Annotated in this window: 16 protein-coding genes and 1 pseudogene; 3 read left to right on the top strand and 14 right to left on the bottom strand. The window is 65.3% G+C overall.

Annotation, left to right across the window (positions count from 1 at the left end; all coding sequences use genetic code 11):
- A partial coding sequence (locus AC5RWU_RS21285; protein WP_494037224.1) for an IS110 family transposase occupies positions 1 to 488 on the bottom strand: 488 nt, incomplete at its 3' end.
- Positions 489 to 817: 329 nt separating this feature from the next.
- A pseudogene (locus tag AC5RWU_RS21280) lies at positions 818 to 1,328 on the bottom strand (transposase); the annotation flags it as partial.
- Between the two features lie 236 nt (positions 1,329 to 1,564).
- On the opposite strand from AC5RWU_RS21280, the gene AC5RWU_RS21275 reads away from it, so the two are divergent.
- The gene (locus tag AC5RWU_RS21275; protein ID WP_494037223.1) at positions 1,565 to 2,263 is read left to right on the top strand and encodes a DUF4190 domain-containing protein; all 699 of its coding nucleotides are present in this window, start codon (positions 1,565 to 1,567) and stop codon (positions 2,261 to 2,263) included.
- 910 nt (positions 2,264 to 3,173) lie between these two features.
- Here AC5RWU_RS21275 and AC5RWU_RS21270 read toward each other — a convergent pair.
- The 6 genes from AC5RWU_RS21270 to AC5RWU_RS21245 form a co-directional block, all read right to left on the bottom strand.
- Positions 3,174 to 4,196, bottom strand: a complete 1,023-nt coding sequence (locus AC5RWU_RS21270; protein WP_494037042.1) for a DUF808 domain-containing protein — start codon at positions 4,194 to 4,196, stop codon at positions 3,174 to 3,176.
- Positions 4,197 to 4,561: 365 nt separating this feature from the next.
- Entirely contained in the window at positions 4,562 to 4,984 is a 423-nt protein-coding gene (gene arfB, locus AC5RWU_RS21265) for an alternative ribosome rescue aminoacyl-tRNA hydrolase ArfB (RefSeq protein ID WP_494037222.1), read from the bottom strand.
- Between the two features lie 456 nt (positions 4,985 to 5,440).
- Positions 5,441 to 5,881, bottom strand: coding sequence for a VOC family protein (locus tag AC5RWU_RS21260; protein ID WP_494037221.1), 441 nt, complete (start codon positions 5,879 to 5,881; stop codon positions 5,441 to 5,443).
- A 354-nt stretch (positions 5,882 to 6,235) separates the two neighbouring features.
- Positions 6,236 to 7,123 carry a class I SAM-dependent methyltransferase gene (locus AC5RWU_RS21255; protein ID WP_494037220.1) on the bottom strand — a complete coding sequence of 296 codons (888 nt, stop codon included), beginning with the start codon at positions 7,121 to 7,123 and terminating at the stop codon, positions 6,236 to 6,238.
- Between the two features lie 40 nt (positions 7,124 to 7,163).
- The gene (locus AC5RWU_RS21250) at positions 7,164 to 8,042 is read right to left on the bottom strand and encodes a hypothetical protein (protein ID WP_494037219.1); all 879 of its coding nucleotides are present in this window, start codon (positions 8,040 to 8,042) and stop codon (positions 7,164 to 7,166) included.
- Complete coding sequence (locus AC5RWU_RS21245; protein ID WP_494037218.1) at positions 8,039 to 9,562, bottom strand: hypothetical protein; 1,524 nt, start codon at positions 9,560 to 9,562, stop codon at positions 8,039 to 8,041. The genes AC5RWU_RS21250 and AC5RWU_RS21245 overlap by 4 nt, the downstream gene beginning before the upstream one ends.
- A gap of 556 nt (positions 9,563 to 10,118) precedes the next feature.
- Here AC5RWU_RS21245 and AC5RWU_RS21240 point away from each other — a divergent pair.
- Positions 10,119 to 11,024, top strand: coding sequence for a tyrosine recombinase XerC (locus AC5RWU_RS21240; protein WP_494037217.1), 906 nt, complete (start codon positions 10,119 to 10,121; stop codon positions 11,022 to 11,024).
- Between the two features lie 204 nt (positions 11,025 to 11,228).
- Positions 11,229 to 11,732: a DUF3145 domain-containing protein gene (locus AC5RWU_RS21235; protein WP_494037216.1), complete on the top strand. Its 504-nt coding sequence runs from the start codon at positions 11,229 to 11,231 to the stop codon at positions 11,730 to 11,732.
- A gap of 117 nt (positions 11,733 to 11,849) precedes the next feature.
- Here AC5RWU_RS21235 and fabF read toward each other — a convergent pair whose 3' ends face one another.
- The 6 genes from fabF to AC5RWU_RS21205 all read right to left on the bottom strand — a co-directional run.
- Positions 11,850 to 13,085: a beta-ketoacyl-ACP synthase II gene (gene fabF, locus AC5RWU_RS21230; RefSeq protein ID WP_494037215.1), complete on the bottom strand. Its 1,236-nt coding sequence runs from the start codon at positions 13,083 to 13,085 to the stop codon at positions 11,850 to 11,852.
- A 181-nt stretch (positions 13,086 to 13,266) separates the two neighbouring features.
- A complete protein-coding gene (locus tag AC5RWU_RS21225) occupies positions 13,267 to 13,512 on the bottom strand; it encodes an acyl carrier protein (RefSeq protein WP_494037214.1) in 246 nt (81 codons plus the stop codon).
- Positions 13,513 to 13,603: 91 nt separating this feature from the next.
- The gene (locus tag AC5RWU_RS21220; protein ID WP_494037213.1) at positions 13,604 to 14,638 is read right to left on the bottom strand and encodes a beta-ketoacyl-ACP synthase III; all 1,035 of its coding nucleotides are present in this window, start codon (positions 14,636 to 14,638) and stop codon (positions 13,604 to 13,606) included.
- Positions 14,635 to 15,597, bottom strand: a complete 963-nt coding sequence (locus AC5RWU_RS21215; protein WP_494037212.1) for an ACP S-malonyltransferase — start codon at positions 15,595 to 15,597, stop codon at positions 14,635 to 14,637. The genes AC5RWU_RS21220 and AC5RWU_RS21215 overlap by 4 nt, the downstream gene beginning before the upstream one ends.
- A gap of 78 nt (positions 15,598 to 15,675) precedes the next feature.
- The gene (locus tag AC5RWU_RS21210; protein ID WP_494037211.1) at positions 15,676 to 16,986 is read right to left on the bottom strand and encodes a PucR family transcriptional regulator; all 1,311 of its coding nucleotides are present in this window, start codon (positions 16,984 to 16,986) and stop codon (positions 15,676 to 15,678) included.
- 138 nt (positions 16,987 to 17,124) lie between these two features.
- Positions 17,125 to 18,353: transketolase-like TK C-terminal-containing protein (locus AC5RWU_RS21205; protein ID WP_494037210.1), on the bottom strand; the 1,229-nt coding region annotated here is incomplete at its 5' end.

Here is an 18,353-nt window from a genome sequence, read left to right as displayed (position 1 = left end):
GGGGCCGCCCAGGCAGGATCGAGCTCGTGCAGGTGCCAGCGGAGCCGGCTGATGACGCGGGTGCGTTCGGCGACGAGGTCCTCGCGGTGGTCGACCAAAAGGCGGATCTCGCGTTCGGTGCCGTCGAGACGGGCGACGGGCAGATCGGGTTCTCGCAGGGCGGCACGCGCGATCGAGAGAGCGTCGATCGGGTCGGACTTGCCGAACGTGCGGGCGCTGTCCCGGACATGGGACATCAGCTTCGGAGGTACCCGCACGACCTGTTCGCCGGCCGCGAGGAGGTCGCGTTCCAGTCGTCTGCTCAGATGCCGGCAGTCCTCGATCGCCCAGAGCCGTTCCTGATCGTCATGCTTGTTCGCCCATGCCAGCAGGGCCAGATGGTCGCTGCTGGTCGTGCCGATCGTCTTGACCGCGATCTGCCTGCCGACCTGGTCCGCGATCACGGCCGTGTGGGAGTGCTTGTGGGCATCGATCCCGATGATCACCATGGTCCTGTCTCCTTTCCTTCTACGGGTAGGGGCAGGACCGGCCGGTCGGCATATCCCAGTCAGGGGCGATGCCACGCTCCTCTCAAGCCAGGCCGGCCGGTCCGTCCGTGCCAGCCGGCCGCACTACGGACACTAGCCACGGAGGCGAAAAACGGTGGAGCGAACCAACCGGCACTCCAAAATAGTGACACTGGGATAGACGGTGTGTGGGGTCCGGCGGTTTTCATCAGTGGGAGGTTCTCTCGAACCGACCGGCGAAGGTGATCGCGAACGCGTTGAGCGCGGGCTTCCACCTCATCATCCAGCGTGCCCGGCCTCCGCCGGTAGGGATAGAGAGGATCCAGCGGCCGGGCGGACCACTCGGCCAGCTCACCGGCGACCTTCTCCGTGATCTGGCTGATGGTGTCCCTGGAGACCTTGGCCCCCGTAGACCTCCTCGAAATGCGCAGCGATCTCCCCGGTCGTCAAACCCCGGGCACTCAGGGAGAGCACGACCTGATCGATCCCGTCCAAGCGCCGTTTCCGCTTGGGCACAATCACCGGCTCGAAGGATCCCTCACGGTCCCGCGGCACCTCGATCTCGACCGGACCGATCTCGGTCAACACGGTCTTGGACCGGGTGCCATTGCGCATGTTGGCCGCGATCGGAGTCTCGCCGTGCTCGTGGCCGAGGTGCTCGGTCAGTTCCGCTTCCAGCGCAGTCTCGAGCACGTTCTTCGTGAGCTGGTTCAGCAGCCCACCAGGACCCACCAGACTCACGCCCTGCTCCTTGACCTGAGCGAGCAGCCGTTCGGCCAGCTCCTTCTGATCGATGATCTCTCCCGTCACGGGATCGATCATCGCCTCTGTCATCTCGGTCGTGAACTCTGACACGGCCGTCTCCTTTCGGATCAGGCCGGACCCTCACACACCGTTCTTCTTCTTACAGTCCCATTCGACGTACCATGGCCGGATCTATCGTTCAATGGATCGGTCCTCCATTCCAGACTGTGGCGATCTGTCCCCGCCCGCTGTAGGTTCAGCTCATGAAGCCAGCGCCATGGGGTGCGGGGGCCGTTGCGTGAGGAATTGAGACCATGTGGTTGGATTCAAGCCAGGGCAAACCGTTCGTCGAGTGGACCGAGCGCTGGGCTTCGCCGTTGGGCCCGGATGCGGCTTTGAAGGCTGCAGCCCAAATCTTTGCTTCTGACGGGGCCGGGGTTTCCCAGGATGGTAATTCTCTGGAGGTCCGCCGCGGTTCAAACTGGCAATATCGGCTGTGGGGCAACCTCTTCTCCGTAGGGCGCAAGAATATTCCGGTGGGTCTGACGCTGACGGCGAGGACCGCGGCGGAAGGTTCTGAGATTGAAGCTCATGCCTTCGACACCTTTGGCTACAGGATCACGGAGTATCTCTTTTTCGGAGCCCGGGAAACATTCGAGGAACACCTCCAGAGCCTTGTGAATACAGCCGCCGCTGCCATGGAGGTTGACTCAAGGGCGGTTGTCGCCGATCGGAAGATGCCGAGGAACAGCCACGACTCTTCACAAAGCCATACCGGCGCGGGGATGCCTCCGGGGGAATCAGCCGCCAGAACTAACCCGCTGGCGATCGCCTCACTGGTTTCGTCCCCCTTTATCAACCTGTTCGGCATCATCCTCGGTCACATGGCACTCAAGGAGATCAAGCGCACCGGAGAGGGCGGCCGTGGCCTCGCCATCGCCGGACTGGTCATTGGCTACCTCAGCCTGGTACTCGGCACCATCGTCATCATCTTTGTTTTCAGCACGTCCTGACCCCTGCCGGCGGGTCCTTCGGCCCTCAATCGTGGCCCGAACTGAGCCGGGAGGAAGTCAAAGCGCGCGAACGACGATGTATGGGTTGAGAGTTTCCGCCGTGTAACCCGTGTAACGAGTGATGCCGGTCGTCTTTATCGATCTCTCAGATCCTCGTTGGACCCGCCCCTGCGTTTCTTGGACCGCGCAGCATCACAAAGCTATTTACGGCCAATCCGAGGGACAAGACAATGAGGATCGCATACAGAATCTGAATCTCGCCCTGTGCTTGAAAAGCTAAGGACAACCAGATCACGGCCGAAACGGCCCAGAGGACAGTGGCCAACAGGTGCATCCCGGGGCTTGGCAGTTGAGCCTTTCCCTCAGGTTCGCTCAAACCAGTCTGGTCAGTCATTCGCAACCACAAGTTGCGCGACTTGCGCTCTCCCATGGCGCCACTCTAACCCGCACGAAGAACCTGGGGCAGTCCCGTACAGCTGTCTCAGCGAGGGTATGGCTTGTACTTTGCAGACAATAAGACGCCGGAGCATCCATGTATCGGTGGATCTTTGGCGGCCGCCGGGAAAGCTGCTCTGGCTCTGGCGGTTCTTGGTTCCCTCTGTACGCTTTGGCTTATCTACGAGGGGGCACGGGCACGATGTCAGAAGAAGCACTGTTATGGATCCAAAGAGCGATGCCGATCCTGGTTCTGGCCATCGTCGCCGCATACGCCTATTTGGCTTGTAAGCGGCAGCGCGCCAATCCCAATTGAGCTAATCCGAGATGGCCGCTCATTTTGGCTTGATCTGCGGACTCTACGGTGTTATTGCCGGGCTAGTATGGGGCCCGCCCATGCTGGGGGTGCTAGGCGGGGCGCTAGTAGTTATCAGCGTAACCATGCTGGTTCAGCGGACCCGCCAAAGTTCCTAGCCTAGGAGGCGGGATCGGCCTCGCGTTTCGACGGCCGATAGCCGGCGACGGCGGCGCGGACGTCGCCCTCTTCGTGCCCACCCTTCTTCTTGCCGAACGGCAGCACTTTTAGCAGTGGGTGCAAGATGGCCATGACGACGAGGCCCCAGGCGGCTCCGAGGACGGCCGAGCACAGGGTGTTCACGAGCCAGGCCAGGAAGCCGCCGGCCACCGGGATCCCGGCGAACGGGGTCTCGAGGACGTGGACCAGGTCGTACGGAGCGTGCCAGCCCAGATCGTACGCCCCCTGGAGCATGATGTGGCCGCCGACCCAGAGCATGGCGATCGTCCCGACGAGGGTGATCGCGGCCAGCACGGCGGGCATGCCCTTGACGAGCAGAGCGCCGAAGCGCTGCGAGCCCGCGGAGTCCTTGGTGGTCAGGTGCAGGCCGAGGTCGTCCATCTTGACAATGAGTGCGACGGCGCCGTAGACGAGCACCGTGATCGCGATCGCCACGACGACCAGGATGAGCGCCCGGACCCACAAGGACGCGTCGGCCACCTCGTTCATCGAGATGACCATGATCTCGCAGGACAGGATGAAGTCGGTGGTGATGGCGCCCTTGGTGACCTTAGCCTCCGCCTCCGGGCCCTGTTCGACCGCCGGCGCCTTTTCGGCCGCGTGGTGGCCGCGGAGCTTATGCCAGACCTTCTCGGCACCCTCGTAGCAGAGGTAGGTGCCGCCCAGCATGAGGATGAACGGGATGACCCCCGGGATGAAGGCGCTGATGAGCAGCAGCGCCGGCAGGATGATCAACAGCTTGTTCCGGAGCGAGCCCCAGAAGATCCGCTTGATCATCGGCAGTTCGCGGGACGGGTCTGCCCCGGATACGTACTGCGGGGTGACGGCGGCGTCGTCGATCACCACGCCGGCGGCCTTGGCCCCCGCCTTGGCGGCCCCGGCAGCGACGTCGTCCACCGAGGCGGCCGCTATGCGGGCCAGGGCTGCGACGTCGTCCAGCAGGGCGACGAGACCGCCGCTCACAGACGTCCCCCGCACTGCTCGGGGGCGGACTGATGGGCGTGGAGGCCACGGTTGAGGCGCGTGATCGGCATGCTCAAAGTATACAAATGCCCCGGAAACGGCCTGACCTGCTACCGGGCCCTGGAACACCTTCAGGCTGCAGTCATCCGGCTCCCGGGCTGATGCCCGTACTGCCGGCAACAGGCCCCAACCTAACGAAGTGCTACTAGATCCCCGTGTCTCTTTTGGCTTCTCAGGACTAATTGACGATTAGAAGACTGCCTCGCCTAGTTGTCGGGCTGAGCATCACCGGGCTCGCCTTTCGAACAGGTCGCTGTCTACACGCTCACGCTGCCGCGCGGCTGAAAACTATTGACGGGACGGCGCTACTCGACGGACGGCCGCTTTCGTAACCGTTTCGTGGCCGCCCGCTGTTCCTTTGCGGCGAGGCGGCGACGGTTCGAGCCCCGGGTGCGTTTGGTCGCCCGGCGGCGAGCAGCTTCGGGAGCCAGACCCTCTGCCACGAGGCCGGCGAGCCTGGCCAGGGCGACCTCGCGATTGCGCAGCTGAGAGCGCCGCTCAGAGGCGGTCACGGTGATCACCCCGGCGATAAGACGCCGTTCGAGACGCGTGAGCAGCATCAACCGTTGGCCATCCGAAAGCACCGCGGAGCCGGCGACGTTCCACGAGAGCTCCACGCGGCTGTCCGAGGTGTTCACGTGCTGACCGCCAGGCCCGGACGAACGCGAGAACCGCCAGCGAAGTTCCGACGCGGGAATCGTGAACGCGGGCGACACATCCAGATCCATGCAACCAGCGTTGCACGATATGGGCGCGGTCAAGGCCCCTGCCCCCGCGCAGGCTCAAACGTAACCGGTTCATGACGATGCCGCCGATGACTATGCACTGTTGGCGAAACCTTTGACTGAGCATCAGATGGAGGCCATCGGCTGTCGCCCGTGGGACGGTGGCTTGCAAGCGGAGTGCTTGGAGGAGGTTGATCAGCTTGCTAGCGCCTGCGCGCGGCCGGCTTCCATGCCCCGTCCCAACTCGAACTAACCCTGTAACCATTCTGGCAGTCGTCGCCGCCGCAGGCGTTGTGATAGCTCGGTTCCGCCGCCGACGTCAGTAACTGCGTGCACCGAACGGGGAGACACGGTAGGGGATCGGCCTTCGGGGACACCAAACCAACTTGCGTTGAATTCGGAACAACCCGGACGGGTTGCAGCCGCACGAGCAGGCTGTCTGACCCGCCGACGGTGGCGTTAACCGATCCGCTCGGCCAAGGCCACGATGATTCCTTCCGGTCCGCGCACGTAGGCCATGCGCCAGACTTGCTCATATTGACCGACGCCGCCAAGTAGGCCATAGCCGTCGGTGGCCAGCCGTTTGAGGGCTGCTTGAAGGTCGTTCACCTCGAATGCCACGTTGCGCAACCCTAGTTCGGTGGGCATCGCGGCGGGAGACCCGGGCTGGTGGTCGGGTCGGATGAAGCTTGACAGCTCCAGGCCAGCGCCTCCGTCGGGCGGCCGCAGCATGACGATCTCGCTGCGGGAGTCGGGGATGCCGATGACGGTGTCCACGAACTCGCCCTCCATGAACGTCCGGCCCTCGACCTCGAGACCCAGACTGACGAAGAACGCCGTTGCTCTGTCGAGGTCAGCTACGGTGATGCCGACGTGGTCGAAGCGTCGCACGTGTGACATAGGTGCAGTCTCCAGTTCTCGTTGGCCTGCGTCGACGTCTGCGTAGGGGGGCGTGGAAGCCGCCCATCCCCAATGGCTTAGCAGTCCTCAGCCTACCCGCCTGGTTTGGACGAAAGGCACCCGCTGAGATCCGCGCCGATTGGAACCCGTAACTGGTTGCAAGAGCTGAGGTGACGCCACGGGGTCCCGAGCGGTTGGATTGTATGACCGATGCAATGAAGCGTGGCGAAGCATGTGCCTCGCAGTCTGCGGCTTACGCACCATCGCATCCGGTGCCTGAGGGTGTGGCGGGCCTCGGCTCGGTGCCCTTGCCTCGTTCTGTTCTTCCAGAAATGACCGTGGTGGTGCTGGCCATCAGGCGGGCTCCTGCTGCGTTGAGTTGCCGGGTTCGCGTGGCGCCCCGTTCTCCCTCGCCTTCGTCAGCGTGAATATCCCATAGCTCATCGCACCGGTGCGGTAGGCCAGGATCAGGCGAGGAATGCTCAGAACGAAGATGCGATTGCGTGCGCCAAGGGCGAAGCGGCGTGTCTTGCGATCGACGAGCAAGACCTTCACAAGTCGACGGGCGCAGATGGTCCATGTGCGCGCGACGCGGCGGCTGACATCCTCATAGCCAGCGATAGCAAAGCCTGCCGCCATTGCCATCTCTTCATAGTCCGCGCGCGTGCCCATGGAGGGCAGGCGCCCCTCGCGGCAGATTGGCTCGAGCAGGTGGCGAACTTTCCAACGGCTAGCCTCAGTCTCGGCGAGCCACGCGCAGACGACGAAGCGGCCGCCGGGCGACAGCACGCGATGCGCCTCGGCGAAGAACCTGGGCTTGTCGACCATGTGCTCGCTCGACTCGATCGCCCATGCGGCATTGGCCGAGTCATCAGTCAGCCCGTTATCGAGCCAGTCACGGACATGGATGTTCACGTCGGGTTCGGGATGCGCGGCGGCGTAGTGGGCCTGCGCGGCGGAAAGCGTGAAGCCGGTAACGCGGACCCTGCGTGTCACCGCGAGCTGCCTTGCGGTAGAGCCATAGCCGCAGCCGATGTCGATGCACGCCTCGCCGGGCATAAGGCGCAGCCGATCGCCGACCGTGTCGCTTAGCGCCTCGACGGCCTCGGCGGGCGTCTCGCGACCCGTCGCCCACAGCCCGTGATGGACATGCTCACCCCACACCCGACGATAAATCGGATCGAGCTCGTCGTAGTGATCCGCGACCGCTACGGCGTTCTGGGAAGTATTGGGGACGATCACGCCATCACGTTATAACGCCGATCCATGGCCTCGTAAGGTCTCACTCACGACTCCTAGCTTTTGAAGTCATGGCGGCGAAACGCGGGCGCCGGTGCCCCCGTTCGAGTGCCGGCGTCACCTGTCTCGTAACTAGCGGGCTGCAGGGCACTTTTAAAAGACGAGAGGGCGCGCAGGCCGCGCCGAGGAACCCCTCGATCCTGGCTCGGTTTGAGCCGCGCGGGACTGGAGCTCGTTTAGTGCGAAGATCTTCCCAGCGGTTTACCGCATTGAGGATGTCCTCGGCGAAGTCGTCGACGAAACGCAAAGCCCAGATCAGCACGCGGCTGTGCACGTCTTCGGGGATCCGTGCTGTGTTGTTTTCGGCGTCGTACCGGGTAGCGCTCTGAGGTTCGGTCCAGCCGACGACAGTGCGCGGGTTAAGCGAAAGCGTCTCGTTGCCGAGGCTCTTCCGATACCGCCAGAAGAATACGACCGCCGAGCGGAGTGTCTGGCGGCGCGACGCCGACCGGTGGTGCCCGAGGAGAAATCCCTGGTATTCCAAGAACGTTTCGTCGGTGAGCTCCGCGAGCCGGAGGCCGGTGTGGTGCTCGTTGAGCCAACGCAGAAATACCGCGACGTTGTAGAAGTTGCTGACGATGCTGCTGATGCTGGGCCGTTGTTCGTCGGCAGGAAGGTCGCCGGACAGGGACGTGTAAGCGAGCCTCTTCAAGGCATGCCGGTGAAGGCCGGGCACGTTTCCGAAGCGGAGGGTCAGACCACGCTCCTGTCCCTGGAGAGCTGCCGGCGCCAGCGGCCAGGCATCGTCGCCGAAACGGGCAGTGGTGGCTAGCGCCACTCCCGAGCGCAGCCGACGGTTGTGGAGGACGAAAGTGCCGTCTAGTGGCGGGACCGCCGGCAGAGCGTTAGTGCGTGTATTCATGGTTGCTCCCATCTGGGCTCTACGAGATCGAGGAGACTGTCGGTCGGTTTTGCCTGGTCGGCCAGCTCCACCTCGGCCTCGCTGAACTTCGGAAGCACCTCGTATCGGATGGCCGCCCAACTGGACCCGTACTGCGCCCACCACGCGTCCTCGCTCATCTGTGTGCGACGCAGTTCGAGCGCATCGAGGAGACCCAGAAGCCGCGGTAGGTGGTCGCCTGTGACGACGCAATTGCCGCAGTGGAAGCAATCCAAGAACGACGCGGCGCACCGTCTTCCAGTCAGCGGATGATGCTCGTGGTCCGAGCATCCTGTCCACGCGGTGTCTACCTGGCCGGAGGCAGGTTGCTCCTGATCGCTGTCGACCGGCCTGACGCGAATCTGCAGGCCCGTCACACCGTGGGAGGCCAGCGCGCGACGGTGAGCCGACCACGCGGCCTGCTCGACCTCGACGAGGGTCTCTGCCACAAGGTCGCGGGCCCAGTCGATAGTGCTGTTGTCGCCTGCGAGATAGCTGCTGAACAAGACGCCGGTCGTGTTCGTTCGTGCGGCCGACGGCAGGTGACCGCCCATCTGCCGTGTTCGTCGGACGTCCACGCTGGATTTAAGCCGGTTGAAGTCCAATCTCAGGATCGGAGGACCAACGTCCGTGCCGTCAGTGGCTGCGTCTGCCTTGATGCCCCGTTCGTGCATCCAAGGCTGGTTTCGCAGACTGGCATCGAGGGCCGCGGCGAATGGGTTGCGGCAGCCTTCGCCGGTTCCCCGACCGGATTGATGCCAGACCGCCCAGAATGAGGCGCGGTCATCCGAGAGGACCCGAGCGGGTGCCATCAGCCGATGCAGGAGGAGGTACACGCCGCCGGGCGTGGTCAGTTCCTTCCCGGGCGGCCCGATTTCCCAAGTCGCTGTCCTGTGCCATCGGCCCGCGCCACGACGGCGTTTCGTGACTTCGACCTCGACCGCCAATCCCTCGATAACGCGATGCTCGGCCGGCAGGTCCTTGATCACCTCGATGTTCCAGCCAGTCATCGCGACCAGCAGCACGAGCATGGAGGTCATGTCGCGGCGGGTGACGAACAGCTTCTCAGCCGCCCGTCTCTTGAGCACCGTGGGCTGTGGCGCGGCGATCCCCGGGAAAGGGAACGTGTCGGCGCGGTGGGTCTGGCTGATCCGGGCCGGAGTCTCGTCGGGATTAGACGCAGGGATGATCATTCGTTCGCGCATCGCGGCGACGTCCGTCCGGGCGGCAGCCACGATCCTCGCGAGCTCGCCGTCCGAGTAACCCGACAGGGGGTTCACGCGGAGACCCTGATACGGCCGCATCCTGTCACGAACCTCCGCGGAGACCAGTTCGGCCAAAGGCAGCATCTCGAACGTCAGAGCGACGGAGCGCAACTCCAATTTGGCGCTGCGTTCGCCCGCGCTCGACTCCCTGAAGCGCATGAAGGCGTCCACATGCTCGACCGTCAGGTCGCTCGGGTGTGCGGGTGGCCGCAGCGTCTGTGCCAGGAACCGCACCATGCGGGCGACCGGGCCCCACGCCGCAGTTGCAGACGATCGCGTTCGAAGCGCGCCTGCAGGGCCTACTCGCGCTGCCCAGCTCCCGGCGAGGCTCTCATGCCACCCGGGCAGCGGCAGCGTGCCCACATCGAAGGTGCGCGAACGGCCGTCCTCGCCTACAAACTCGACAATCGACCCTGTGCGCTGCGGGCGGGGTGCGTAATTGCCGGGTGGAAGCGACGCCGGCTTGCCGAGCCCGGTGGTTCCTCGCGGGCTCATTGCGAAACCGCCTGATCTGGTGCGAGATTCGCGACCACCTGAGGGTCACGAGGGTCCTCCCAAGCGTCGGATGTGAGCGCCATCCGTGTCTCCATCTCCAACTCCTCCAGCGCGTGCAGGTAAATCTGCGTTGTCGTCACGCTCCTATGCCCCAGCCGACGCCTCACCCGGCTGGAGCTGGAAGGCCTGGCTGAACGCGTGGAAGGAGGCTGGCGCAAGGGCCGGCGCCCAGCCTGAATGCGTGGTCCCTCCGCGGGTCAGCTTGTACCCGGGGCCCAACGGGCGCAGAGTGTTGACAATGGACCTGCACAGCGCCCTGGACGCCTTCGAACGCTACCTCGTGGCGGAGCGTGCCCGCTCGGAACACACGGTCCGGGCCTACCGCGCCGATCTGGACCACCTTCTCGGTTACGCGCAGGCCCAGGGCGTGAGCGAGCTGTCCGGGCTGACGCTGGGCCTGCTCCGGTCGTGGCTGGGTAGCCTGAATGCGGTCGGCATGGCGCGCTCCACCATTTCCCGCCGGGCAGCAACGGTGCGAAGCTTCACGGCGTGGGCCCTGCGGGAGGAACTGATCGATGCGGACCCGGCGCTTCGCCTCAAGGCCCCTCGTCGGGACCAAAGCCTGCCCCATGTCCTGCAGCAGGGGCAGGTCGAGCGGCTTTTCGCGGAGCTGGCAGCTGATGCGGCAGACGGCCAGCCGATACCGCTGCGGGACCGGGCCATGATCGAACTGCTCTACGCAACCGGCATCCGGGTCGGGGAATTGGCTGGGCTGGACCTCGATGACATCGACCACGACCGGCGGACCCTGCACGTTCTCGGCAAGGGCAATAAGGAACGCACCGTGCCGTTCGGAATTCCCGCCGCCCTCGCGGTGGACGACTGGCTGCGCCGCGGGCGGCCCCAGCTGGTCGATGAAGGGAGCGGGCCCGCGGTGTTCCTGGGCAAGCGCGGGGGGCGGGTGGACCAGCGGCAGGTTCGCTCCGCGGTCGCCCGGCTGCTGACTGCACTCGGCGACACCGCGGCGACAGGGCCGCACGCGCTGCGGCACAGTGCGGCGACGCATTTGCTCGACGGCGGGGCGGACCTGCGAGCCGTCCAGGAAATCCTGGGCCACAGCAGCCTGGCCACCACGCAGATCTACACGCATGTCTCCGTCGATCGCCTGAGAAGGAGCTACGAGCAAGCCCATCCGCGGGCGTGAGCAGATAAGCTAAGCGGCAGAAGTAATGTGAACAGTGTGATCGAAGTTGCAGTAGCGTAATTTGAACACTTCGGGCAGAATGATCCGTGGTTCGACCAGAACTGGTTTGACCGGGAACCGAATAGCAGTACACCATTGGAACGCACGATCCACCTTCAGTTACAGGTCGTTGGGGAAGACGCACCTATAGCTATGGAGGATGGAATGTCTGTTGTGAAGACGCGTGGTGTCTTGTTTGTGCACTCTGCCCCCTCGGCATTGTGCCCTCATGTCGAGTGGGCTGTCGGGTCCGTCGTTGACAAGAGGACGGACTTGGAGTGGACCGCTCAGCCGGCCGCGCCCGGAATGTTCCGGGCGGAGCTGTCCTGGGTTGGCGCCCAGGGCACCGGGGCCATGCTGGCGTCGGCTCTGCGTGGTTGGGCGCATCTGCGCTACGAGGTCACGGAGGAGCCGAGCGCGGGAGTCGACGGAGCGCGCTGGTCCCACACACCTGAGCTCGGCATTTTCCATGCCCTGACGGATGTCCACGGCAATATCATGGTCTCGGAGGACCGCATCCGCTACGCGTACGAATCCGGGGCCGGGGACCCGGCAGCCGTGTACCACGAGCTATCGCTGGCGCTCGGTGAGGCTTGGGACGAGGAACTGGAGCCGTTCCGCCACGCTGCTGAAGGCGCACCGGTCCGCTGGCTCCACCAGGTCGGCTGAGCTCCGGCTGGCGGGTCCAAAGGCGGACCATTAGGCACTGAGGAAACAGGAGAGCCGGTTCCCACTGCGGGGGACCGGCTCTCCTGTCCTGCGTGTCGTCTGGTACCGCGGCGCCGCTTAGACGGAACGAACCACGATGACTGCGTTGTGCCCGCCGAAGCCGAAGGAATTGCTCAGCGCAACGATGCCGCCGGCCGGGAGTTCGCGGGAGGTGGTCACGACATCGAGGGGGATCTCGGGATCCTGCTTGTCGAGGTTGATTGTCGCGGGCGCCTTGCGTTCGAAAACGGCCAGCACGGTCATGACGGCTTCCACGGCGCCGGAGGCGCCCAGCAGGTGGCCCGTCTGGGACTTGGTGGCCGACACCGCCACGTTTTCGACGTGGTTGCCGAGGGCGGCCTTCAACGCCGTGTACTCCGGCTTGTCACCCACAGGAGTGGAGGTGGCGTGGGCATTGACATGCACCACGTCTTCGGCTTGGGCGCGGGCATTGAACAGCGCGGCCTTCAGCGCGCGGGTCGCACCGAGGCCCTCGGGGTCGGGTGCCGTGATGTGGTAGGCATCTGCGGTCACGCCGGTTCCGGCCAGTTCGGCGTATATGCGGGCGCCGCGGGCCAGGGCGTGCTCCTCGGCTTCCAGCACCAGGGCACCGGCTCCCTCGCCCATGACGAACCCGTCACGGTCCACGTCGTACGGCCGTGAGGCGTGCTCGGGATCGTCGTTGCGGCGCGACAGCGCCTGCATCGAGCTGAAGGCGGCCAGCGGCATGGGATGGATGGCAGCTTCGGCGCCGCCGGTCATGACGACGTCGGCCCGGCCGGAGCGGATAAGCTCCATGCCGAGTGACAGGGCTTCCGTGCCAGAAGCGCAGGCCGATACCGGGGTGTGGGCACCGGCGCGGGCGCCGAGGTCCATACTGACGGCAGCAGCCGGACCGTTGGGCATCAGCATCGGAACAGTCATCGGCAGGACCCGCCGCGGCCCCTTGTCCTTGAGCGTGTCCCAGGCATCCAGCAGCGTCCAAACGCCGCCGATGCCCGTAGCAAAAGCGACAGCCAGCCGGTCATGGTCGACATCCCCCAGGCCGGAGTCCTTCCAAGCCTCCCGGGATGCCACGACAGCGAACTGGGTCGAAGGGTCCATGCGCTTGGCTTCGACCCGGGTGAGGACCTCGCTGGCGGGGTTCGACGCGCGCGCCGCAAAAGTCACCGGAAGGTCGTATTGGGCAACCCAGTCGTCGGTGAGCGTGTGGGCACCGGAGACGCCCTTCAAGGCGTTCTGCCACATGGTTGGTACGTCGCCGCCGATCGGCGTGGTGGCGCCCAGGCCAGTGATGACTACTTTGCGTGCCATGATGTCACTCTCTACATACTGTTGTTGCCGGTGCCTTGCGGGCTTGCCAGCGGTGTGCGAAAAAGTCAGCGGTGTGCGGAAAAGTCAGGGGTGGCGGCCGGCGCCCGTAGGGCCGCCGGCCACCGTGGCTCCCTGCGGAGCCGGACCATGCCCGGTCATCGAACCGGGCCCGGGCGAGGAACTAGGCCTGGGCGTTGGCGATGAAGTCGACCGCGTCGCCGACGGTCTTCAGGTTCTTGACCTCTTCGTCGGGAATCCGGACGCCGAACTTCTCTTCGGCGTTGACGACGATAGTCATCATGGAGATGGAATCGATGTCCAGATCGTCGGTGAAGGACTTCTCCAGTTCGACTGCCTCGGGGGCCAGGCCTGTCTCTTCGTTGACGATCTCAGCCAGTCCGGCCAGGATTTCTTCGTTGCTAGCCATGATGGCTCCTTTTCTTGTGTTGATCCGGTCCAGGACCGGGCCGTGGTTTCAAACCGCGGTTGACGGTTTGGTTCAGGGAAACTGCTGAGGTTCAGGGAAGGGCTACGACCTGCGCGCCGTACACCAGTCCGGCGCCGAATCCGATCTGGAGGGCCAGTTTGCCGCTGAGATCCGGATTTTCCTGCAGCAGGCGGTGCATGGCCAGCGGGATGGATGCCGCCGAGGTATTGCCGGCTTCAGCAATATCGCGGGCGATGACGACGCTTTCCGGCAGCTTCAGCTGCTTCGCCATCTCGTCGATGATGCGCATATTGGCCTGATGGGGGATGAATGCAGCCAGGTCGTCAGCCTTCACTCCGGCGGCATCCAGCGCCTGCTGGGCCACCTTGGCCATGGACCAGACGGCCCAGCGGAAGACCGACTGACCGTCCTGCTGGAGCGTGGGCCACAACGCCGGGGAGACCTCCTCATCCAGGTTGCCGTGGGCCAGATCGCGCAGGTCCAGCAGGGACCGGCTCATCCGGATGGTTTCCCACTTGCTGCCCTCTGAACCCCACACTGACGGCCCGATGCCCGGAGCGTCGGCCGGTCCCACGACGACGGCGCCGGCGCCGTCACCGAGCAGGAAGGACATCGAGCGTTCGTGGTTGTCGATGAAGTCGGACAGCTTTTCCGCACCGATGACCAGCACATACTTGGCAGTGCCGGAGCGTACCAGTGCGTCGGCCTGGGCAATGCCGTAGCAATAGCCTGCACAGGCAGCGGAAACGTCGTAGGCAGGTGCCGGTGCCGCGCCGAGTTTGTCAGCCAGCAGCGCCGCCAGCGACGGAGTGGCGTAGGGGTGGGTGACGGTCGATACGATGACGGCGCCCAGTTCGGAAGCATCGATGCCTGCCTGTGCCAGTGCCGCACGCCCCGCGCCCTCCGCCATGTCCAGGAGGCTGGTGTCCGCTCCGGCGCGGTGGCGCGTCACGATTCCGGTGCGCTGGCGGATCCATTCATCAGATGATTCGATCCACTGGCAGACGTCGTCATTGGTGACGATGACGTCCGGCCGGTACGCGCCCACGCCCAGGATGCGGGAGTTTTCCTGAACGGGGGCTTGCTGCAGGGTGGGTGTGCTCACTTGGTTCCTTCTTCGGACGCAGAGTCAATGGCGACGGTCCGGCTGTGCTCGGTGACGAAAGCGCGTGCGCCTTCCAAATCGTCAGGTGTTTTCAGAGCAACGGTAGCAACTCCGGGCATCCCACGCTTGGCCAAGCCGGTAAGCGTACCCGCCGGAGCCAGCTCGATCAGCCCGGTGATGCCCATCTCCTGCAGGGTCGACATGCACAGGTCCCACCGCACCGGCCGTGAAACCTGGGCGATCAGGCTGTCAAGGTTCTCTTCCCCTCCGACGACCGGTTCGCCGTCGTAATTCGACAGCAGGGTCAGCACCGGCGACGCCGGGGCGAGGCTGGGGCGGAGGGCCTCCAGGACGCTGACTGCCGGGGACATATGGGAGGTGTGGAAGGCCCCCGCGACCTTCAACGGGATGACGCGGGACTTGGCAGGCGGGTTCTCAGCCAGCGCCTTCAGTTGGTCCATCGTCCCCGCGGCCACCGTCTGGCCCGCGCCGTTGGCATTAGCCGGGGTGAGGCCCGCCGACTGGATAGCCCCCAGGACCTCGGCCGGGTCGCCTCCGAGGACTGCGCTCATGCCTGTCGGTGTTGCCGCGGCCGCCTCCGCCATGGCGTTCGCCCGGGCGCGGACAAAGGTCATGGCGTCAGCTTCGGACAATGCGCCGGCAATCACGGAGGCGGTGATCTCCCCGACGGAGTGCCCGGCCGCCACCGTGGACAGGTCGGGTTCTCGGCCGTCCAGCAGCACCTTCGCCGTGATCAGACCGGAGGCAACAATCAGCGGCTGTGCGACCGCGGTATCCTTGATCGTTTCTTCGTCGGAGGTGGTGCCGTGGGCAACAAGGTCCAGACCGGCGATGTCGCTGAGCTGGCCGAGGTGCTCGGCCACGCCGGGCAGGTCCAGCCACGGTGACAGAAATCCGGGTGTTTGGGAGCCCTGGCCGGGGCAGACGATTGCAAGCACGTATCCAGCTTTCCAAAGAGGGGACGGTTGACTCGGTGTCCGGGAGCACGAAGCTCCCCGAGTCACTTTGTAGGAAGTCTACAACCCGTTTCCGGCTGACTGGCGGGTAGAAGGACGCTCCGGCGTGGCTTTCAGCGGCGCCGCGAGCCGCCCGACGACCAGTGCCGTCTGGAGCACGAATGCCTCCCGGGGCAGCAGAGGATCCCAGCCGGTGACATCACAGACCCGCCGGAGACGGTACCTGACGGTGTTGGCATGGACGAAGAGTTCCCGGGCCGTCGCCTCAAGGGAGTGGCCCAGGGACAGGTAGGTGGAGAGGGTCTCCGCAAGTCCGTTCGAAGCGTTCACGAGCGGACGGTAAATGCTTTTGACCAGGGCCCGCCGTGCAGCGTCGTCGCCGGACATGACCCGTTCCGGCCAGAGGTCGTCGGCCGCCACCGGCCGGGGTGCCTGCGGCCAGGCCCGGGCCGCGACGAGGCCCGCGAAGGCCGCGTGCGCCGAGGAACTGGCCTCGGCCAGCGAGTGGGCCTCGGGGCCGTAGACCACTGGCCCGGGGCCGAACAGTTCGCTGATCCGCTGGAAGGAGGCGCCGTTTGCAGCCACTCCGCCGAGGACCAGGATCAGGCGGTCGCCCTGGATGCCGACCAAGGTGTCCTCGGCCAGCCTGCCAGTGGCGCGCCGGATTTCGGCGACGAAGGACGCGCTGGGCTCGGCGGGGGAGCTGCCCACCATGACGGTGATATGCGCCTGCGATTTCCAGCCGACGGCCGCAATGCGGGACCGCAGCGCGTCCGAACTTTCGCCGCGAAGTATGGCATCGACCACCAGGGCCTCGAGCCTGGTGTCCCACGCGCCGCGTGATTCGGCCGCCCGGGCGTACACATCGGCCGCTGCGAAGGCCACCTCGCGGGAGTAGCGCAGGACCGCTTCGCGAAGCGCCGCCTCATCGCCCTCGGCGGCCAGATCCGGTACCTGGTCCTCGACTGCCTGTACGACGACGCGGATCAGCTGGAGTGCCTTCTGCAGGCTGATGGAGCGGGTCAGTTCGGTGGGTGCGGTACCGAAGACGTCATTGAGGACCCAGGCCGGCGATGTCGGACGCTGGTACCAGCTGACAAAAGACGCGATGCCCTTCTGGGCGATCAGGCCCAGGGCCGACCGTTCATCGGGGCGCAGGCCCCGGTACCAGGGCAGCGAGGCATCCAGCTGCTTCAGCGTCGCGGTGGAAAGTTCACCGATGTTTGCCCGCAGCCGCTCCAGTGTCTGTTCGCTGCCTTTCGGTGCCGCCGGAAGGCCTGCGGCCGCTCCCGCGGGCCGGGACTGCTGTGTCCTCCGTGGCGGTTCTGCTGCCTGCGCTGCATCTGAATGGGCGCGTCGGGTCTGGGGCATGGAACGAGCATACGATCTTGAGACCGGAACCACCATTTTGTGTGAAGGCTACAAAAACGCGCAGAGGCGGCCAGCTTCAGCTGGCCGCCCCTGCGGAGGCGGGTGCTGGCGCGGCACGCCTTTTCCGCCCCCCTGACGCTAGCTTTCGCCGCCCGGATTGCCGGACGTACCGGCGTTCACATCGTGCAGCTTGTAGCGTTCCATGGCCTCGCCCGGGGCACTGGCATCGACTTCGCCGCGGCGGGCCAGCATCTGCAGCGCCCGGACCACCACGGAATGGCTGTCGATCTTGAAGTACCGGCGGGCCGCGGCGCGGGTGTCCGCGAAGCCGAAGCCGTCCGCGCCCAGGGTGGCGAACTCGTTGGGCAGGAACTGGCGGATCTGGTCCGGCACGGCCTTCATGTAGTCCGAGGTCGCCACGATCGGCCCGGTCGCCCCGGCCAGCTGCTGCGTCACGAACGGCACCCGGGCTGGCTCGTCCGGATTCAGGAAGGCCTCCTCTTCGGCGGCCAGCGCGTCGCGGCGCAGTTCGTTCCAGGAGGTCACGGACCAGACATCGGCGGAGACGCCCCACTCGTCGGCCAGGATCTGCTGGGCTTCCAGCGCCCAGGGAACCGCGACGCCGGAGGCGAGCAGCTGGGTGCGGGGGCCGTCGATCTTGGCCGGGGACAGCAGGTAGATGCCCTTGACGATGCCCTCGACGTCCAGTTCTTCCGGAGCCTTCGGCTGGACGTACGGCTCGTTGTAGACCATCAGGTTGTAGATGACATTCGGATCCTTCGAATCCGGACCGTACATCTCCTCCAGGCCGTGGCGCACAATGTGGCCGATTTCGTAGCCGTAGGCGGGGTCATAGGTCTTCACCGCCGGGTTGGTGGAGGCCAGGAGCGGGGAATGGCCGTCGGCGTGCTGGGTGCCTTCGCCGGTGAGCGTGGTGCGTCCCGCCGTCGCGGAGATCAGGAAGCCCCGGGCCATCTGGTCCGCGGCGGCCCAGATGCCATCGCCGGTGCGCTGGAAGCCGAACATCGAGTAGAAGATGTAGATCGGGATCAGTGGTTCGCCGTGGGTGGCGTAGGACGTGCCCGCGGCGGTGAAGGCAGCGATGGAGCCGGCTTCGTTGATGCCGGCATGGACAATCTGGCCCTGCGGCGATTCCTTGTACGCCAGGACCAGGTCGCGGTCCACGGACAGGTAGTTCTGTCCCTTCGGGTTGTAGATCTTGGCCGTGGGGAAGAAGGAGTCCATGCCGAAGGTGCGGGCCTCGTCCGGAATGATGGGCACGACGCGCTTGCCGAACTCCTTGTCCCGCATCAGGTCCTTGAGCAGCCGGACGAAGGCCATGGTGGTGGCTGCCTGCTGCTTGCCCG

The organism is Arthrobacter sp. B0427-1-12 (genome assembly GCF_059092905.1).
This window is presented reverse-complemented; position numbering and strand designations above follow the sequence as displayed.

Bases quoted from the DNA above. Each gene is read 5' to 3' on its own strand.
- AC5RWU_RS21245 (WP_494037218.1), bottom strand. From the start codon at position 9,562: ATGGTGCGGTTCCTGGCACAGACGCTGCGGCCACCCGCACACCCGAGC.
- AC5RWU_RS21260 (WP_494037221.1), bottom strand. From the start codon at position 5,881: ATGTCACACGTGCGACGCTTCGACCACGTCGGCATCACCGTAGCTGAC.
- arfB (WP_494037222.1), bottom strand. From the start codon at position 4,984: ATGGATCTGGATGTGTCGCCCGCGTTCACGATTCCCGCGTCGGAACTT.
- fabF (WP_494037215.1), bottom strand. From the start codon at position 13,085: ATGGCACGCAAAGTAGTCATCACTGGCCTGGGCGCCACCACGCCGATC.
- AC5RWU_RS21275 (WP_494037223.1), top strand. From the start codon at position 1,565: ATGTGGTTGGATTCAAGCCAGGGCAAACCGTTCGTCGAGTGGACCGAG.
- AC5RWU_RS21240 (WP_494037217.1), top strand. From the start codon at position 10,119: ATGGACCTGCACAGCGCCCTGGACGCCTTCGAACGCTACCTCGTGGCG.
- AC5RWU_RS21210 (WP_494037211.1), bottom strand. From the start codon at position 16,986: ATGCCCCAGACCCGACGCGCCCATTCAGATGCAGCGCAGGCAGCAGAA.
- AC5RWU_RS21235 (WP_494037216.1), top strand. From the start codon at position 11,229: ATGTCTGTTGTGAAGACGCGTGGTGTCTTGTTTGTGCACTCTGCCCCC.
- AC5RWU_RS21250 (WP_494037219.1), bottom strand. From the start codon at position 8,042: ATGAATACACGCACTAACGCTCTGCCGGCGGTCCCGCCACTAGACGGC.
- AC5RWU_RS21225 (WP_494037214.1), bottom strand. From the start codon at position 13,512: ATGGCTAGCAACGAAGAAATCCTGGCCGGACTGGCTGAGATCGTCAAC.